The organism is Aestuariirhabdus litorea, from assembly GCF_003864255.1.
Lineage (GTDB): Bacteria > Pseudomonadota > Gammaproteobacteria > Pseudomonadales > Aestuariirhabdaceae > Aestuariirhabdus > Aestuariirhabdus litorea.
The window spans coordinates 872,282-890,716 of sequence record NZ_QWEZ01000001.1 but is presented as its reverse complement, the minus strand read 5'-3'; the positions used below and the strand labels follow the sequence as shown (position 1 = coordinate 890,716).

General features: G+C 57.3%; 16 protein-coding genes. 5 read left to right on the top strand and 11 right to left on the bottom strand.

Annotated elements, in window-relative coordinates:
• Nucleotides 1-109: 109 nt before the first annotated feature.
• Nucleotides 110-1,924, bottom strand: a complete 1,815-nt coding sequence (locus D0544_RS04230; RefSeq protein ID WP_125014751.1) for a sodium:solute symporter family protein — start codon at nucleotides 1,922-1,924, stop codon at nucleotides 110-112.
• Nucleotides 1,925-1,948: 24 nt separating this feature from the next.
• Nucleotides 1,949-2,236: a DUF4212 domain-containing protein gene (locus D0544_RS04225; protein ID WP_125014750.1), complete on the bottom strand. Its 288-nt coding sequence runs from the start codon at nucleotides 2,234-2,236 to the stop codon at nucleotides 1,949-1,951.
• Between the two features lie 483 nt (nucleotides 2,237-2,719).
• Between D0544_RS04225 and ppnN the strand changes: the two genes are divergently transcribed.
• On the top strand, nucleotides 2,720-4,105 hold the full coding sequence (gene ppnN, locus D0544_RS04220) for a nucleotide 5'-monophosphate nucleosidase PpnN (RefSeq protein ID WP_125014749.1): 1,386 nt from the start codon (nucleotides 2,720-2,722) through the stop codon (nucleotides 4,103-4,105).
• Here the strand turns inward: ppnN and hemG are convergent.
• Complete coding sequence (hemG, locus tag D0544_RS04215; protein WP_125014748.1) at nucleotides 4,102-4,668, bottom strand: menaquinone-dependent protoporphyrinogen IX dehydrogenase; 567 nt, start codon at nucleotides 4,666-4,668, stop codon at nucleotides 4,102-4,104. The two genes, ppnN and hemG, sit on opposite strands and share 4 nt — an antisense overlap.
• Before the next feature lie 156 nt (nucleotides 4,669-4,824).
• Between hemG and D0544_RS04210 the strand changes: the two genes are divergently transcribed.
• A complete protein-coding gene (locus D0544_RS04210; RefSeq protein WP_125014747.1) occupies nucleotides 4,825-5,067 on the top strand; it encodes a hypothetical protein in 243 nt (80 codons plus the stop codon).
• A 100-nt stretch (nucleotides 5,068-5,167) separates the two neighbouring features.
• Here the strand turns inward: D0544_RS04210 and D0544_RS04205 are convergent, their stop codons facing one another.
• The 5 genes from D0544_RS04205 to D0544_RS04185 form a co-directional block, all read right to left on the bottom strand.
• A complete protein-coding gene (locus tag D0544_RS04205; RefSeq protein WP_125014746.1) occupies nucleotides 5,168-6,100 on the bottom strand; it encodes an ABC transporter permease in 933 nt (310 codons plus the stop codon).
• Nucleotides 6,097-7,077 carry an ABC transporter permease gene (locus D0544_RS04200; protein WP_125014745.1) on the bottom strand — a complete coding sequence of 327 codons (981 nt, stop codon included), beginning with the start codon at nucleotides 7,075-7,077 and terminating at the stop codon, nucleotides 6,097-6,099. Before D0544_RS04200 ends, D0544_RS04205 begins: the two co-directional genes overlap by 4 nt.
• Before the next feature lie 78 nt (nucleotides 7,078-7,155).
• Entirely contained in the window at nucleotides 7,156-8,709 is a 1,554-nt protein-coding gene (locus tag D0544_RS04195) for an ABC transporter substrate-binding protein (RefSeq protein ID WP_125014744.1), read from the bottom strand.
• Nucleotides 8,710-8,809: 100 nt separating this feature from the next.
• On the bottom strand, nucleotides 8,810-10,543 hold the full coding sequence (locus D0544_RS04190; protein WP_125014743.1) for an ABC transporter ATP-binding protein: 1,734 nt from the start codon (nucleotides 10,541-10,543) through the stop codon (nucleotides 8,810-8,812).
• 280 nt (nucleotides 10,544-10,823) lie between these two features.
• Entirely contained in the window at nucleotides 10,824-11,381 is a 558-nt protein-coding gene (locus tag D0544_RS04185) for a 2'-5' RNA ligase family protein (protein ID WP_125014742.1), read from the bottom strand.
• A gap of 55 nt (nucleotides 11,382-11,436) precedes the next feature.
• Between D0544_RS04185 and D0544_RS04180 the strand changes: the two genes are divergently transcribed.
• Nucleotides 11,437-11,808 carry a hypothetical protein gene (locus tag D0544_RS04180; RefSeq protein ID WP_125014741.1) on the top strand — a complete coding sequence of 124 codons (372 nt, stop codon included), beginning with the start codon at nucleotides 11,437-11,439 and terminating at the stop codon, nucleotides 11,806-11,808.
• Here D0544_RS04180 and D0544_RS04175 read toward each other — a convergent pair.
• The 3 genes from D0544_RS04175 to D0544_RS04165 form a co-directional block, all read right to left on the bottom strand.
• Nucleotides 11,792-14,797: a DUF748 domain-containing protein gene (locus D0544_RS04175; RefSeq protein ID WP_125014740.1), complete on the bottom strand. Its 3,006-nt coding sequence runs from the start codon at nucleotides 14,795-14,797 to the stop codon at nucleotides 11,792-11,794. The two genes, D0544_RS04180 and D0544_RS04175, sit on opposite strands and share 17 nt — an antisense overlap.
• A gap of 121 nt (nucleotides 14,798-14,918) precedes the next feature.
• Complete coding sequence (locus D0544_RS04170; RefSeq protein WP_164880831.1) at nucleotides 14,919-15,185, bottom strand: RT0821/Lpp0805 family surface protein; 267 nt, start codon at nucleotides 15,183-15,185, stop codon at nucleotides 14,919-14,921.
• A gap of 210 nt (nucleotides 15,186-15,395) precedes the next feature.
• A complete protein-coding gene (locus tag D0544_RS04165; protein WP_125014738.1) occupies nucleotides 15,396-16,931 on the bottom strand; it encodes a Hint domain-containing protein in 1,536 nt (511 codons plus the stop codon).
• 195 nt (nucleotides 16,932-17,126) lie between these two features.
• On the opposite strand from D0544_RS04165, the gene D0544_RS04160 reads away from it, so the two are divergent.
• Entirely contained in the window at nucleotides 17,127-17,681 is a 555-nt protein-coding gene (locus D0544_RS04160; protein WP_125014737.1) for an RNA polymerase sigma factor, read from the top strand.
• Nucleotides 17,678-18,310, top strand: coding sequence for a hypothetical protein (locus D0544_RS04155; RefSeq protein ID WP_125014736.1), 633 nt, complete (start codon nucleotides 17,678-17,680; stop codon nucleotides 18,308-18,310). The genes D0544_RS04160 and D0544_RS04155 overlap by 4 nt, the downstream gene beginning before the upstream one ends.
• Nucleotides 18,311-18,435 lie beyond the last annotated feature (125 nt).

The following is an 18,435-nucleotide window of genomic DNA, read 5'->3' as shown; positions in this document are numbered from 1 at the left end:
TTTTATGACCTGTGCCGCTAAATCTGAATCTCGGTCAATCCTGACCCAAGGGTTATCCCATAAAAAAGGGGGAGCCAAAGCTCCCCCCTCTGTACTACCTGTCGTTCACTTAGTGAGCGTGGGCAGTTCCGGCACCGCGAGGTACACGGATGTCCTCAACGATGTGCTGGATCTCCTCGGGAGGAGGAGGTGTCATGCTGGAGACAACGAAGGACACTACGAAGTTGAGGATCATACCCAGGGTACCGATACCCTCGGGAGAGACGCCCAGAATCCAGTGAGCTGCGTTGTTATCGCCAGGCGCGATGAACTTGAAGTAAACGATGTAGCTGAAGGTGAAGGCCAGGCCAACAGACATACCAGCGATCGCACCCTCTTTGTTCATACGCTTGTAGAAGATACCCATCAGGATAACCGGGAAGAAGGAAGCGGCTGCCAATCCGAAGGCAAAGGCCACCACCTGCGCCACAAACCCTGGCGGATAGATACCGAACAGACCGGCAATGGTGATTGCAACAACCGCAGCACCCCGTGCAGCAAGCAGCTCCTGCTTCTCACTGATGTTAGGCGCAAAGGTCTTCTTCAACAGGTCGTGGGATACGGCGGTAGAGATGACCAGCAGCAGACCCGCTGCAGTGGAAAGCGCTGCCGCCACACCACCGGCCGCCACCAGGGCGATTACCCAGTTAGGCAGGTTAGCGATCTCGGGGTTAGCCAGAACCATGATGTCACGGTCGACGTAAACCTCGTTAGCAAAAGGCGCTCCAGCAACCGGCTTGGCGTCGGTGTTGGCGTTGGTTACCGCACGCTCACCGTTAGGACCGCGCTTGTCGCCGTCGAAGGCGGGCTTGCCGTTACCGGTGAAAGCCTTACCGTTGGCGTACTGAACCTTGCCGTCGCCGTTAACGTCGTTCCAACCGATCAGACCAGAGTTCTCCCAGTTCTTGAACCAGGAAGGCATCTCGGTGTAAGCGGTACCGGAACCATCGGCGCCGTTTACGGTGTTGATCAGGTTAACGCGACCCATAGCAGCTACCGCAGGAACAGCGGTGTACAGGATAGCGATGAACAGCAGCGCCCAGCCGGCAGAGGTACGAGCATCCTTCACCTTAGGTACGGTGAAGAAGCGCACGATAACGTGGGGCAGACCTGCGGTACCGCACATCAGGGCAGCAGTAATGAAGAACATGTCGATGGTCGACTTGTTACCAGCGGTGTACTCCTTGAAGCCGAGGTCGGTAACCAGGCCATCGAGGGTTGCCAGTACAGACTGACCGCTGTCGAGGGTTGCACCCAGACCGGTCTGTGGCAGTACGTGACCGGTGATCTGGTAGGTCAGGAACACGGCAGGAACGGTGAAGGCGAAGATCAGTACGCAGTACTGAGCCACCTGAGTGTAGGTAATCCCCTTCATGCCACCCAGTACGGCGTAGAAGAATACAACCGCCATGCCGATCACGACACCGGTGTTCACGTCTACTTCGAGGAAGCGGGAGAATACGATACCCACACCACGCATCTGGCCAGCAACGTAGGTAAAGGAGATGAAGATTACGCAGATTACTGCTACCAGGCGAGCCGCGCTGGAGTAGTAACGATCACCAACGAAATCCGGCACGGTAAACTTGCCGAACTTGCGCAGGTAGGGAGCCAGCAGCATTGCCAGCAGTACGTAACCCCCGGTCCAACCCATCAGGTAACCGGTACCATCGGAGCCCATAAAGGAGATGATACCCGCCAGGGAGATGAAGGATGCCGCAGACATCCAGTCAGCTGCGGTTGCAGCACCGTTAGCCAGCGGATGTACACCACCGCCGGCCACGTAAAACTCTTTGGTTGATCCGGCACGCGACCAGATCGCGATACCGATGTAGAGAGCAAAAGAACCACCTACGAAGAGGTAGGTTAACATTTGAAGATCCATTGTAATGGTGCCCCTTAGTTGTTTTTATTCGTGGACGTCGAACTCTTCATCCAGTTTGTTCATGCGTATTGCGTAGGCCACGATCAGCCCCACAAAGACGAAGATGGAGCCCTGCTGGGCAAACCAGAAACCAAGCTTGAAACCAAAGAATGGAATTTGATTCAGAGCATCGATAAACAGGATTCCACAGCCATAGGACACAACGAACCAGACGACCATAAAGCTCAGAATGATTCTGATATTGGCCTTCCAGTACTCCTGCGCCCGCGTTTGAGCTCCTCCATTAGAGGAGACGGCGTTTTCTGCACTCATAATGACAGTCCTTCTCTACTTATTGTTTTAGGGTTGGGTTTTGCACGCAACCTAATGTAACAACCACTCATTGAGGGAACATACGACCTTGGTCTAAACACCTTTTCGGCCCTGCAAAAAGACAGTTATTTATCTTTAAAAACAAACAGATACACAACAAAAAAGCCATCTATGACAATAGTCTGTTAGACTAAGGGATAGCGATCAGGGGCCTGAAGGATTGGCGCACAAAGACAATTTTTGGCGTTATATTCAAGAGCGTACAGGCACCCCAAAGGCGGTTCATGACACCAATGGCCGTCGCTGGGCGTTGACCGATACGGACAGGGGATGGGAGGCCTCTCTTAACCCTGACCGGGCGCCAGCACTGCCCTCTCCCCTGTCGTTGATGATGGGAAACCTGCATTGGCTATTGCCGACCACCGGGGCTCGCCCAGGCCGGCATCGCCTGCTGTAGCAAACTGATTCTTAAGGAGTATTTCAGTGGTTAAAAAGGAACTGGTATCCACCATCGTTAGCCCCCTTGGCACGATGAACGTGCTCTCCAACGCAGAAGTAAAAATGCTGCAGGACAGCAACCAGGGAGGGCTCTACCCCCTGTTCCGGCAGTGTGCGTTGGCCGTGCTCAATTGCGATGAAACTTCCGACAACCCCTATAACCTGGTCGAGGAGTTCGAGAGTTTCGATATCCGCATCGTTCAGGAGCACCGGGGATTGAAGCTTGAGCTGATTAACGCCCCCGGCAGCGCTTTCGTCGATGGCAATATCATCAAGGGGATACGCCAAAGCCTGTTCTGCGTGGTGCGGGACATTCTCTATGTATCCAGTGGCCTGCGTGGCAGCCCTCGCTTTGAAAACGGCGACTCAGAGGTATTGACCGATCTGGTGTTCCATATACTGCGCAACGCCAAGGCCCTGATCCCGAGACAGCTGCCCAATGTGGTGGTGTGCTGGGGGGGGCATTCCATCGGCCAGGGCGAATACAAATACACCAAGAAGGTGGGCTACCAGCTGGGACTGCGCGGGCTGGATATCTGCACCGGCTGTGGACCCGGTGCCATGAAAGGACCGATGAAGGGGGCGAACCTGGGACATGCCAAGCAGCGCAATTCCAACGGCCGCTTTATCGGCATTACCGAGCCCGGCATCATTGCCGCGGAGTCCCCAAACCCCATTGTCAACGAACTGATCATCATGCCGGATATCGAAAAGCGGCTTGAGGCCTTCGTTCGCTTCGGCCACGGTATCGTGATCTTCCCCGGCGGGCCGGGTACCTGCGAGGAGATTCTCTATCTACTGGGGATCCTGCTCCACCCCGACAACGCCCATATCCCCTTCCCCCTGGTGCTCACCGGCCCTGCCGAGGCGGAGGGTTACTTTGAGCAGATCAACACCTTTATCGGTAACACCCTGGGCAGCGATGCCCAGCGACGCTACAAGATCATCATCGACGACCCCAGGGAGGTGGCCCGCCAGATAAAACTGGGGCTGGATAAGGTCACCCGCTTCCGCCGCAGTACCGGCGATGCCTACTACTACAACTGGCTGCTGCACATCGAAAAGAGCTTTCAGGAGCCCTTCGAGCCCACCCATGAGAGTATGCGCGCCCTGCAGCTGGACCGCGACCAACCCACCCACCAGCTGGCGGCCAATCTGCGACGCGCCATGTCCGGAGTTGTCTCAGGTAACGTCAAGCGCAACGGGATTGACCTGATCCGGGCCAAGGGCCCCTTCCAGCTCACCGGCGATCCCGCCATCATGGAGGATATGGACCGGCTACTGGGATCCTTTGTCAAACAGCACCGTATGAAGCTTCCGGGCAGTGTGTACGAGCCGTGCTACGAGATCGTGCGTAGCTCGACGGTTTAAGGCGAAACGCCCTCTTCTGCCTCTGCCTCCCCAGCCAACGGGTCCGCCAGTTGGCTGGCAAAACGCTCCACCGCTGTCCAGTCCGTAAACTCATAGCGCTGCCCTCCCTCGATGGGCCCTCCCGTCAGGCGCATGATCATGCGTATCAGCAACCGGTCCCACCAGGGGTAACGTTCATACTCGAGAGCCCCGGCAAATACCGCCTGGATCCGGGGTCGCCAGTCATTGGCCTGCAGAAACCGTTTTAGGTAGGGGTTATTGGCGGGGGTTGAACGGTTGGGCTTGCGAGCGGTGAGGTTAATCGACACCATCGCCGACCGCTGCGACTGCAATTCGGAGTGAAATGCGCTGACGAACGCTCGCGCCTCGGGCAGATGCTTACCATAGCGTATGGGCGCGCAGACCACCGGCAACTCACCCGAATCGAGTGGCCAGTGGTCAAAAGGCTCCAACTTCAGGATTCGCACCCTGACCTGGCGCTGCCTGAGGCAGTGTGCGATTCGCTCGACAATCCGTAATGTCTGTCCATCCCTGGAGGCATACAGTAAGGCAACTCGTTCCATAGCATCCTGCTCTAGCCATCAATTGGCATATAGAATAGCCGTGCTGAGAATCTAAAAATATAGAAAATAGCGCGTTATTCATGGTATTTCACAACCGCTGCTCTAATTTTGAGGGTACTGCGCTAAAAACAATAACGGACGAGCGGAGTTCATGGAATGACGATTCAACAGTTGCATAATGGAGCGGGACGCTTCCTCATTGACGCTATCAATATCCGCACCCACCCTCATGGGTATATCGCGGAGGTGGTCATCAACAGCGTACCCCACCCCCTCAACCGGCAGGACTCAGGCCACCCCCTGGTATTTGCCTCTATCCACGACATCAAATCCAGACTAGGAGACACCCACGCAATCGAGGTGAACCTGATTACCGATAACGGGATCAGCCAGGTTTAACCTCTGCGGCCAATATCAGTGGCGATATTCATAAGCAACCCATCCATTTAATGGCACAAAAAAAACGGCACCCCCAGGTGCCGTTTCAGGTCTCCATTCCTCAATGCTTGTAAAGCTTGGGATTCATCACATCACGCAACCAGTCTCCCAACAGGTTGACCACCAGCACGAGCACCACCAGCACTACGCCGGGAATGATGGTAATCCACCAGGCGCCGCTGAAAATGTATTCAAAGCCACTACTGATCAAGGCTCCCAGAGAGGGTTCAGACACGGGCATCCCCAACCCCAGGAAAGAGAGCGCCGCCTCGCTGATAATGGCGTTGGCAATCTGCACGGTTGAGATGACCAGGATCGGGGAGAGGCAGTTGGGCAGAATATGGCGGAACATGATGCGCCCGCTTCCAAACCCCATCACCCTTGCCGACTGCACGTACTCTTTCTCTTTCTCCGCCAGAACCGAGGCCCTGATGGTGCGGGCGTACTGGGGCCACTCGGCAATACCGATCACCAGTATCAGCATTAACATGGCGAGCTTGCTGTAGAGCTCTGTACCGAAGGAGGCCTGGAATACCGCCAGTACAATAATGGCAACCATCATGGTGGAAAACGACAGTTGGATATCCGCCATTCGCATCAGGAAGCTATCAATACGACCCCCCAGGTAACCTGCACTCAAACCGATCACCACCCCCAGAAACGCCTGCAGCATGACGGCGCATAAACCGATGGTGATCGATACTCGTGTTCCATACAGAATGGTACTGAGCATATCCCTGCCCTGGGCATCGGTGCCGAGGAGAAAGCGCTCATCGGAGTTCTCCTGCCAGGAGGGAGGGATCTCCGAGTCCATGATATCGATTGACGACATATCGTAGGGGTCGTAAGGCGCCAGCACGGGTGCCAGAAGGGCCGATACGATAAAGAACATGAACAGGGTAAAGCTGACAATCGCTACCTTGTCACGGGTAAAACTGTAAAACAGGTTGGACAGCTTGAAGCGTTCCCACCGGCTCAGGGCTTGTTGACTCATTTCTTACCCCCAACAAGATTAACGGTCGGATCGATCAGGCCATACACCAGGTCAACGATGGTATTGGTGATGACAAAGATGGCACCCACCACAATCAGGTAAGCCACAATCAGTGGGGTATCTACCCGGTTAACCGCCTCAAGGAACATGAATCCCATTCCCGGCCACTGGAAGACCGATTCGGTAAGGATGGTATAGGCCACCATGGTGCCAATCTGTACACCGCCTACGGTAACCACGGGCAGCATGGTGTTTTTAAGGGCATGCATAAACCAGATGCGGTACTTGCCAAGCCCCTTGGCCCAGGCAAACTTCACATACTCTGTATGCAGGGCTTCCACCATTTCAGCCCGAATCAGGCGAATAAACAGTGGCAGCATGATACTGGCCAGGGAGACGCAGGGCAGCAGCAGGTGAAGCAAGCCGTCCTTGGTCAAAAAGCCGGTGCTCCAGGATCCCCAGATATGAACCAGCTCACCGCGACCATAGGAGGGCAGCATCCCAAGCTCAATGGCGAACAGGTAGATCAGCAAAATGGCGGTGAGAAAGACGGGGATTGAGATCCCGATAATACTAAACCCCATGATCATTTTAGTCAGCACGCTATGGGGTTTGATGGCGCTGTAGACCCCCAGGGGGACCGACAACAGAATAATAATAATAGAAGCACCCAGCACCAGCTCCAAAGTGGCCGGAAGCTTGTTGAGAATCACATCGAGGGCGGGCTCCTTAAAAAAATAGGAGGTGCCAAGATCGCCCTGTAGGGCCTTACTGATAAAACGCCCGTACTGCACCAGGAAGGGATCATTGAGACCCATCTGCTCGCGCATCTCGTGACGTTCCGCTTCGGACACAGACTGCCCCAGCATCTCACGCAGTGGATCGCCCAGGTTATCCTGGATTGAAAAGCTGATGATACTGATAACGAACATGACTACAGCAGCCTGTAGCAGTCGCTTAAAGAGAAATAGAGCCATGAAAACAACCGTTTAGCGAAAAGCAGCTACCGGCAGAGGCCTGCCGGTAGCACTCGGAGTGAGTCAGTGTTTAGACACTTACTCGACCACCAGGTCCCCAAGGTAGGGGAAGTCCATTACGTTGACGACCGCCTCCAGCTTGACGTTCTTGCGAGCACCCCAAGCCAGGTTCTGCCAGTGCAGGGGCACGAAAGCAGCCTCTTCATAGAGGGTACGCTCAACCTGCTGCAGCATAGCTGCGCGCTTGGCCGGGTCGGTTTCGCTGGCGGAATCCTGTACCAGTTTGTCGACCTCAGGGTTGCAGTAGTTGCCGCTGTTGTACTGGCCCCAGCCAGTTTCCTTGTTGGGGCAGGCGGTCAAAAACTCGGTGAAGTTGGCGGAGTCTTCGGTGTCGGAGTGCCAGCCAATCATCATCATATCCGCCGCACGGGCGTCGAACTCGGGCCAGTACTGGGCCTTGGGCATGGTCTTGAGATCAACCTTGATGTTGATCTTGGAGAGCATGTTGGCGGCCGCTTCTGCGATCTTGGCATCGTTCACGTAGCGGTTGTTAGGGGCCATCATGGTGATGCTGAAGCCCTTCTCGTAACCGGCATCCTTCATCAGCTGCTTGGCCTTCTTGAGGTCATAGCGTGGCTGCAGGGAGGCATCGTAGCCAGCGTAACCCTTGGGACCTTGCTGGCCCGCAGGCGTCGCGAAGCCACGCATGATCTTGCTGGCGATCGCTTCGTTGTTGATGGCATAAACGATGGCCTGGCGAACGCGCGCATCCTTGAAGGCTTCCACACGCTCCTGGTTCATCTGCAGGGTGATGATACGGGTACCGGGCATGGTCACCAGCTCGGTGCCTTCGTTCTGCTTGATGCGATCGTGATCGGTGGGCGGCACGGGGGCGATAAAGTCAACGTCACCGGAGAGCAGTGCGGCCACTCGGGTCGGACCCTCTTTGATGGGGGTCAGTACGATGTTGGAGACATTGCCCGGGGACTGCTTGTCCCAGTAATCGGCGAAACGCTCGAAATCAACACGAACGCCCTGTTGGCGAGCCGTTACCTTGAAGGGACCGGTGCCGGACTCGTTGCGGGAAGCAAAGGTGTCACCGTGCTTTTTCAGGGTCGCTTTGGGCTCACCCTTTTCATCGTTTCCACTGTAGAACTTGCTGTCCATCGGGAAGATGTAGGTAGCCGCATTCAGCACCAGAGGGAAAGGCTCCTTGGTCACCAGGTCAACGGTGTAATCGTCAATCACGTTCATCGCTTCAAAGGGTCCGAAGATCGCTTTGAAGTCGGGGCTGGAGAGCAGACGATCCCAGGTCCACTTTACATCGGCAGCGGTCATGCTGTTGCCGGAATGGAACTTGACGCCCTTGCGCAGGAAGAAGCGAACGGTGCGATCGTCGATACGCTCCCACTTCTCCGCCAGGCGCGGCTCCATACCCAGGTCCTTGGTCCAGCGAACCAGTGGGTCGAACACCATGTGCGAGTACTGCAAGGTTCCGCCTGACAGCTGCTCATGGGGGTCCATGGATACTGGATCCGCATCATAAGCCATCTTCAGGGTTTTGGCCTGAGCCCCAAGGCTCAAGCCGGCGGCCAGAACGGCGCCTGCCAGAATGGCAACTCCTCTTTTCATTGTATTACCCCTAAGTAGTAGTGATAGTAGCCGCCGGGGCGGCCTTTATTGTCAGGCTTGAGTATAGACTCTCCCCTGCCCGTCATTAGCTGACGGATTATTACGCGCCAACCCCACCGGCAATCTCCAGGCCTTCACGGGAAAGCCCTTCAAGACGGGGGATCAGCGACAGTAAGCTCTTGGTGTATTCGTGCTGGGGCGTATTAAACAGAGTCTCGGTATCCGCCACCTCGACCAGGGTGCCATAGCGCATGACCCCGATGCGATCGCACATCTGGCGAATCACCGGCAGGTCGTGGCTGATGAACAGCATGGTGAGCCCCAGCTCATCCTGCAGATCCTTGAGCAGATTCAGAATCTGGGCCTGTACCGACACATCCAGCGCCGAGGTTGGCTCATCGCAGATCAGGAAACGGGGGCGGGTCGCCAGGGCACGGGCTATGGAGATCCGCTGGCGTTGCCCGCCGGAGAACTCGTGGGGGAACTTGACGCCGGCCGCTCGCCCCAGTCCCACATGGTCAAGCAGGTCACCAACGATTCCCGCGATCTGCTTCTCGTCGCTGGCCAGTCGGTGGAAGCGGATCGGCTCGGCAATGATGTCGTTGATGTTCATCCGCGGGTTCATGGATGAATAGGGGTTCTGGAACACCATCTGCATCTGGCGGCGGAAAGGACGACGTTCCCGCTCACTCATGGCACTGATCTTCTGTCCGGCAAAGGTGATGGTACCGGAGTCCTCCTTGTAGAGGCCGGCAATAATACGGGCGATGGTGGACTTACCACTGCCGCTCTCACCCACCAGGCCAAAGGTCTCACCCTCCTTGATGGTAAATGAGACATCGTTGGAGGCCTGCACGTACTTTCGGTTCTTTTCGAAAAACGCATGCTGGGTCTCGAAGCGCAGGTTGACGTGTTCAACGGTCAGGATATCGCCCCCCTCCAGTTTGAAATCCATGTCCTTGCCCAACCAGTGGGTGGAGAGGTCTATCTTACTGGGCTCCACATCCACCCCTTCGATGTAGTCGACCAGCGGGAAACGTACGAGTTTGATATCAGAGCGCGGTACCGCACTGATGAGGCTCTTGGTGTAATCGTGCTGTGGACGCCCCAGGATCTGCTCGGTGGTTCCGCTCTCAACTATGTGGCCGCGGTACATGACGCAAACGCGATCGGTGACGTTGGCGATCACACCCATGTCGTGGGTTACCAGAATGCAGCCCACCTTTTTTTCTTTGCAGAGCCCTCGAATCAGCTCCAGGATCTGGTCCTGGATTGATACATCCAGGGCGGTGGTGGGCTCATCGGCAATTATCAGCTCCGGCTCACTGCACAGGGCGATGGCGATCACCACCCGCTGGCGCATGCCGCCGGAGAACTGGTGGGGATACTGCTTGATACGCAGCTCCGGCTCGGGAATGCCAACCTGCTCGAGCATACTGAGTGCGCGTTTGGCCGCTTCCTCCTTGCTCACCCCCAGATTGACGATAATGGTCTCGACCAGCTGCTCCTCAACCGTAAACAGCGGGTTAAGGGAGGTCATGGGGTCCTGGAAGATAAAGCCAATGCGGCTGCCCCGAATCTCACGCATCGACTCCGCATCCAGTCCGGAGATGCGCTCGCCGTTGAGATAGATATCCCCTTTGGCGACCCGTCCGGGCGGGCTCAAGAGATCAATAATGCCGTTGCCGATGGTTGATTTTCCGGCACCACTCTCCCCGACCAGTCCAACGATCTCTCCGGCTTCGACCTCAAAACCGATGTCGTCAACGGCTACCGCGACCCCATGGCGGGTGGGAAATTCGATTCGCAGGTTTTTCACATCTAACAGCGGCATATTATCCTCGGAAACGAACGCCAAACTGGCAACAAAAACTGATCAGGGCCAGGGGCTGGCCCTCCCCTCGCCGGTGTACCACAAAAGGCTATTGCCGCTTGCATAAAGAGCAAGGGAAGCCAACTGACCCTCACAATGTTCGGCGACGATCACGACCGATAGACGGCCAGTCGGCTACCCTGACACGCACTTCGGTACATTTCAATAGAAGTAGGTATATCTACTTATAGGTATAAATCCCTATATACGCGAATGGCCTCCCAGCCGTTTTTAAGCGGAATCACCCCGGGTTTTCAGTATCTCCCGGGCGGCGAAACGACAACATTGGATAGCGAACACCCTCGGGTGAACTCAAGCTTTGGCGTAATGAAACGCTGGCCAGGGAGGCAAAAGTAAAGCGCGGAGGAGCGATGTCCTGCACCTGTGACTGATCGATCTGTCTCACCCGCCGTGCGAGGGTGATATGTGCCAGCAAGGGCTGCGGGTTTTCCAGGCGAGAGGCGAGCGCCTCAAGCGCCCCGCCCGAATCGACCGCCAATGCCAGGACCTGGGGACGCGTGGGGCTGGGCAGCCATATAAAATCACCGGTGGCTGCGGCAACGGCCTGGGTCAAATCCAGGCTGCGCAGTCGCGCTATCAGGCCATCGATTTCCGAAGCCACAACCTGGCCAAGAAAATAGAGGGTAATATGGTAGTTTTCGGGAGGGACCCAACGGGCCTCTGGAAACCGGGGGGCCAGATCACGGCTCACCCAGTCGGCGATCGCAGAGGCGTCCCCGGCGGGCAGGTCGGCACTGTAAAAGGCGCGTAAGGCGCCCTCCCTAGGATATCCGCTCAACCCTCACCCCGCTTCGTGCTAACATCTTTGCTCCCAATCGAGTGAGACCCTCCCCATGGCCACCAACGGTGAATCCGCAGCACGCTGGCTGAAGGATAACGCAGACCAGCTCCCTCTCGAGCGCATTGAGCAGGTACGCAACAACGTGCAGGCCAAGCTGGATGGGCTGGACGACCAGGCCCCCTCGGCGGCGGGTCTGCTGGAAGCACTTGAGGTGCTTGATCATTTCCTTCTCAACCATTCGACGGTCTCCACGGCCAATCCGGGCCGCTCAGGCGGGACAGCCCCTGCCGTGACTTTCGACCCCTCTCCCCTGACTCCGGCTATCGAGCCCATAGCCCCCCTGGACCCATCCGAAAAGCGGGAACGCTTTCGCCAGCTGCTTGCCCAGAACCCGCACTGCAAGCCTTCTAGTCAGTCAGAGTAAGCTCGACCTGCACCTCACCGGCCTCCACAGCCGCCTCCATATTGACCTCCATGAGGTAAAGCCTCTCGGGCATAAAACCCAGCTCCGCCAACAGGTAGTTCCGTACGTTGGCAGCCCGCTCCTGCGCCAGCTGACGCAACACGGAAGACTGGGGCTTGATGGCGTCGATCAGGCGGGCCTCCATCTCGCCCACGGGTGGCCGGCTGCCATCGGCTGGCAGCTCCCCCTGAAACTGCTGGCTATAGTGCTGGAAGACCAGTTCCGAACGCAGCTCGGCCGGAAGCAGGAGGTCCTCAGGCGCCGAAGGCACTGCTTTGCCCTCCGCCTTGAGACGTTTCCAGCCCTCCAACTGCAGCTGCTGCTGCCACTGTTGACGGGCAAAAGGCGGCCAATCAAAGCCCTCACTGGAGCCTCCCGTCAGTTCCAGCTTAATGGTTGGCCGCTCCTCCAGAGCCGTAACAAGCGTTTGCAGACGCGTGCGAACCGCCTCGGAGAGTTCGCTGCTGCCGGGTGCAAAGCCAATCTGGCCATAACTCTCGGCGTCATCCCCCAACAGGGAGCCCAGCGCCCGGAAGGGGGAGCTGATGATATTGGTAATCAGGTTCACTAACGCCTTGGCGATAAGGCCGCCATAACTGAAATCGGGATTATCCAGATCTCCGCTGACCGGCAGGTCGATATCGATTCGTCCCTTGCTGTCTTTCATCAACGCGATGGCGAGCGTCACCGGCAAACTGGTGGCGTCGGGGCTGTCTGTGCGGCTACCCAGGGTCAGCTGGTCGAGTACCATCCGGTTTTCTCCCTTCAGCTGGCGATTTTCGAGCAGGTAGTGCAGGTTCAGGGAGAGCTTCCCCTTATTGATGGTGTAGCCGGCAAATTTGCCCGAATAGGGGGTCAGGGTAGTCAGTTCGACATTGGAGAACGAGAGCCCGAGATCGGTAAAAGCCTCCGCGCTAAGGGGGTTAATCTGCCCCTTGATAGTAACGGGGGCGTAGCGATCGACCTTGCCGCTGATATCGACCGCAGCACGTGCGCTGCTGTCCGAATCCAGCCCCTCCACACTCCCCTGAAGCTGGTAGATTCCGGTGGCAAACTGGGGTTGTAAACTCAGGTCAGCGAAGTTTGCCTCCCCCTCCGACAGCTCCACGCGCGCGATCGATATCTGCATCGGCTCGGTGGCGGTTTGCGAATCACCTGCAGGCGCCGCCTTATGCTCAGCCGGTGCACTGGCGGAGGATTCTGGCGGGCTCAGGATCTGGCTCAGGTTTACACTCAGGTCGGGGTAGATGATCACCCGGGCGTAGGGTTTGCGGGTTGCAACACGGGCAATGGAGAGGGCATTGGCCTGTTGATCGAAGTCGATCCCCTCCACCAGCAGCGACTGCCATTTCACGAACTCCAGGTAATCGATGGTGTCGCGACTAACAAACTCTTCAATGGAGAAGTCACCCTCAAATCTCAACTGGCTCTCCTCTCCCCCCTGCCACAGCAGCTTGCCGTCGATGCCCGCCCTCCCCTGCTCCAGCTGGAGCTGCAGAAGGGGGTCGATATAGGGCTGGAGACGGGCCAGGTCAAACCCCTTCAGGCGGGTCTCCACCTCAACCCTGGGACTGAACCAGAGCGCTCCGCTGACCTGGGCCTGGGCTCCATCATCCACCGCCAGGTCGAGCGCAAACTCAACGGGATTCTCCTGCGGAAACTCTACGGGGCCGCCTTCCAGATTGACCGGACTCAAGGTCCAGGAGGGCGGAGACTCAACGGAGCGGTCACTGAAGTCGATCCGGTAGTTGCTGAATGCAAAGCGGTTAAGGTGAAAGCTCCAGGGTAGCTCGGCGGCCTCTTGGTCCGCTGCCGACACCTGCCCAGAACGGCCGGGAGAGAGCGGTGCCTCGTCCCCTGTACTGTCGGCGGCCTTACCGTCGATTGCTTTGGCTTCCGCAAAGAGTTCCTGCAGGTTAAGCTGCCCGGAGCGTTTGAACTGGCTGGATATCTGCGCATCCTGCCCCACCAGCTGATCAACCCGAATGCTCTGACTTGCCGAGTCCAGCTCAATTCCACTGGCTGCCAGCCGAGGAATTGCGATCAGGTTGTCGGCCGCACGCTTGTACCCCAGCCGCAGATCGTCCAGCTCAAACAGCCCCTCATGAAGACTGAAGACCATCGCCTCTTCACTGCCATCAACCCGATAGCGCGCTCCCAGGGTTACCTTCCCCTCATACACCTCAAAGGCCAACTGCTCCTGCAGGTATTCCCAGATACGTCGGACCCTTACTCCCTGCAGGGTAAACTCACCGCTCGAGCGAAAAGGAACCACACTGAGATCGCCCTGCCAGCTTAGCGAGGTCTCCTGATCCAGACTGGCATTGAATGAATACGGGGCCTCACCATCCTGAGGCCGGGTACTGAAATTGAATAGTTCCAGGTTGAGGGGGGCCAACTCGGCCTGGTAGGGTTCGCTTAGGGAGCGGTCCTCAAACAGGACGCGACCATCGTCCACGCGAAGGTGCTCAATGCGCAAGGGTAAGGGGGGGGCTGCTTCCTCTTGTGCGACCCCCTCTTCTGTGGGGGGGCGCATCTCACTTATCAGTTGCTGCCAGTTGATTCCCCCTTCCGGGTTGACTCTCACATCCACGCCAGGCTGATCGAGTGAGAGCTCCTCAAGCACCAGCTGGCCGATCAACAGGTGTCTGACCGACAGATTGATGTGGAGCTGGCGGAAAGCCAGCATTGCCTCCTGCTGCTCACCCGTTAACTGGAGTCCCCTCAGGGTAACACTGAAGTCATAGGGGTTAATTTCAAGCCGCTCCAGAGTGACCACCCGACCGGTCAGCTTACCGGTTTCGCGCTCGATCAATGAGCGAATCGGTTCGGGTAACAGGAGAAAGCCAACCAGCGTATAGAGCGACACGGCAACCAGCATCAGGATGCCACGTCTTTGCCAGCGGCCCAGCTGCGACCAATAGGATGAAAATGAAACTCGACTGCCCATGAATATCCCTGACTCGACCCAAACGATTCCTTAGTATCAGGGAGTGTAGCAAGGTTCAAAGGGGGGTCGCTGAAAAAGGGTGCCTAAGCACCCTCATCCAGTCATACGGGCAGAGCGCGCTTCAGGAGGATGCACTCACCCAGACACCTCGCTCATTACGACAGGCAATATCGTTGTATCGCTGCTCTCTTTTGCCGATCCGGATCACCTCTTCATAGGAGCGACAGTACTGGTCACGCTCCTCAACAAACCAGGTGGCCGTGGGGGTCACCTTGCCTGAATTTCCACTCTCCGGATTGTGCCAACCTAACTGGGTTCCGGTTTTAAGGTTCTCCAGCGCGTAACGGGCGGCATCATCGGCCAGGTTTGTATCCTGCTCCGTAAGCATCTTATACAGGGGTGTTGAAACGCTTCTACTCGGGACGCTACTGCACGCTGACAGGGTAAGCGAAAACACACCCACAACAAGCAGATTTGCTGGTAGTTTGCTAACCATCATAAGCCCTCCAGGACATTCGCTTTTGTGCTTGTTAGAAAGGAGACGAAAAAAATACGAGTAGGTCCCGCTTTTAAACGAAACCTACACTCGCATCCTCGCCTATCTCCAGCCGTTTTCGATCGCTTCGGCCTCCTGTTCTGCACTTAAAGCATCACGGTCATCAAACCCCCTGCTCTCTGATTCTGTGCGACTTCTGCTACGAGAAGAGTCGTCATCTACCCTGCTCCTGTCTTCGGTACTACTGCGAGTTCGAGAGGAGTCATCATCTACTCGACTCCGATCCTCGGTTCGCGAGCGATCTCGGCTACGGTCGCGACTGTCATCACCCACCTGGCCTGGCTGGGAGTCATCAATGGAGCCGTCACCACGGGTTTTCTGACCCGCCGCATTGAAGTCGTCATCGTCAGCAGAGCGTGACTGGCCGGGCTGACTATCATCAATGGAGCCGTCCCCACGGGTTTTCTGGCCCGCTGCATTGAAGTCGTCATCGCCGGCAGAGCGTGACTGGCCGGGCTGACTATCATCAATGGAGCCGTCTCCACGGGTTTTCTGGCCCGCTGCATTGAAGTCGTCATCGTCGGCAGAGCGTGACTGGCCGGGCTGGGTATCGTCAATCGAGCCATCGCCCCGTGTCTTCAACCCCTGGTCATTGAGATCATCGTCCCCCAGGCCACGCCCTCGGCGACCTCCGTCATCATCGTCACCGCGCCCGTCGTCGCTGGAGTCATCGTCTCCACCCCCTCGGCCCCGGCCGCTGGAATCATCATCCGAGTCATCGGAATCGCTGTCATCGCCATCACCACGACCGCTGGAATCGTCATCGGAGCCGCTGTCGTCGCCACCGCTGCCACTGCCGCTGGAATCGGAGCCGCCATCATCACCACCACCATCGCCGCCGCCGCCACCATCGCCGCCGCCACCATCGCCGCCACCGCCATCGCCGCCGCCATCGCCGCCCTTGTTGTGGACCAGATAGTCATCGGCTATGTAGGTGTTGTTACCATCAAGCAGCAGGTTGTACACCACCTCCAGGGAGCTACCCTCACTCGGTTCTATGGAGGTCAGCGTCTCCTCAACAAATTCAGGCACCAGCATCAACTCACGGGCGAGGCCATCGCCGCCCTGGGCAAGCCCCTGTTCAAAGTGGCTGAAGCGCAGAACCGCATGTCCCACCTCCAACGCCTTCACACTCAGGTTAGGATTTTCACGGAAGGTGTCCCGAGGCGAGATGGAGCGCCATCCATCGGTACTGCGGAAGGGGTGTTCGGCCGTTACAAAAGCCTTACCACCATTGAGGCTGAAGAGCGCCCGTCCCGCGAGGGGGACCCGTTCAATCTGCACGACGCGGTTGATCTGGCCGGACTCACCCACCACCCGCTCGCCAACCCGAATATCCTTGATCGCCCGATAGCTACCGTCCGCCATCAGGATACGGGTACAACCGATAAAGCAGGAGCGGGCCCACGCACTCTGGTAGGTCAACTCTCCGCTATCCACATCGTAGCTGATGGGCGCTGCCATCAGGATGGTGGCCAGCGCTGAGCAGCTGAGCAGCTTCAGGGGGCTGAATCGAATACGGCGCAGGCCAGGTGAGGCCGATGCACCACTGTGCTTAAGGGGGGGTAGGGTCTTCATAGTCGGTTCCTTTGTGGGAAGCGGGCAGAGTTTTCTGCATCTCTCACAAGGGACAACAGCCGGCACCAGGTTTTATTCCCACCTCCCCTTAATTTATTTCAAAAAATATTTTTGCCCTTGCCGGGAATAAATCGTCTCTATAGTTGTTGTATAGCTAGAAAGCAGGCTTCTTCACCAACCGATGGCCCTCTGCCCATGATCAAAACGCTCCGGGAGCGAAAACTCAAACGCGCACTGACGGATCTCTATCCGCGGATGCAGCGATTCGCCCTGCGCCTGTGTAACGACCACCACGATGCAGAGGATCTGGTGCAGCAGGCCTACAGCCGTGCGCTGGAACGCCTGGAACAGTTCGAGGAGGGTACCCGGCTCGACAGCTGGATGTACCGCATCGTACAAAACATCTACTTTAACCAACGCAACGCCCAGGCGGTGGTGCAACGCAAGCGCCCCTATCTGGTGATCGAAAACGAACAGCCTGACAGCAGCCAGCAGTTAGAGAGCAGGAAGCAGCTTGAACAGGTGCTGGACCTGTTGGCCGCCATGCCCGAAGCCTATCGACTGGTACTGCTGATGGTCAGCATCGAGGGTCTCTCCTACAAGGAGGTGGCCGCCACCCTCGGGATTCCTATTGGCACCGTGACCAGTCGATTGGCAAGGGCACGTAAAACCATCAGTGAACAGTGCAACTCCCCCACTGTTCAGCCGGAAAAAAGCGCGGTTGGGACCCGCAAGGAGAGATTCCAATGAGCGTTCGCGAACCGATCAGCGACGAGTTGCTCTGCGCCTACATGGACAACGAGCTCGATCTGCCCACCCGCCAGCGCCTGGAACAGCAGCTCGGCGAGGACGAAACCCTGCGCGACCGGTTGCAGGCCCTGGTCGAGGCCGACACCCTGGTTCGCCAGGCCTTTAACCAACGCACTCCGATACACGCCAGCGGCACCCAGCTGTCCACTCCAACCTCCGGCGCTGGCGGTTGGTTTGCTCGGGCAGGCGGGCTACTGGCCGCTTCTGTGGCCGGGCTGGTGATCGGGATGAACCTGCCGGCCTCCACTGGCAGCGGCGCGAGCCCTGCCCAGTGGTCGCCACAGCAAACCCTCAGCCGTAGCCTGGAAAACCTGCCTCAGTTCCAGAACACCATGGAGCGTAACATCAGCGGGGTCGCCCAGCCCTGGAGCAATCCCGACCAGCCGGACGGCCGCCTGCTGCCGGTGCGCACTTACCGAACCGGGAGCGGCACCTACTGCCGGGAGTTTTTGCTGGAAGACCCCAACGAGCGCGTTACTGGGGTCGTCTGCCGCACCCCCCAGGGGCATTGGCAAATTGTGGACATGCAGTACAGCCAGCGGGGAAACAGCCCCAACCTGAAGATCTAACTCACCCCTTTGGCGACAGCCCTCTTCATCGGGGGCATTTTTGTTTGATATAAAAAACAGAGTTTCAAAAATAACACACTGACCTCTACAATGGTCGCTTTCACCGACAGGTTCCGACCACTGGT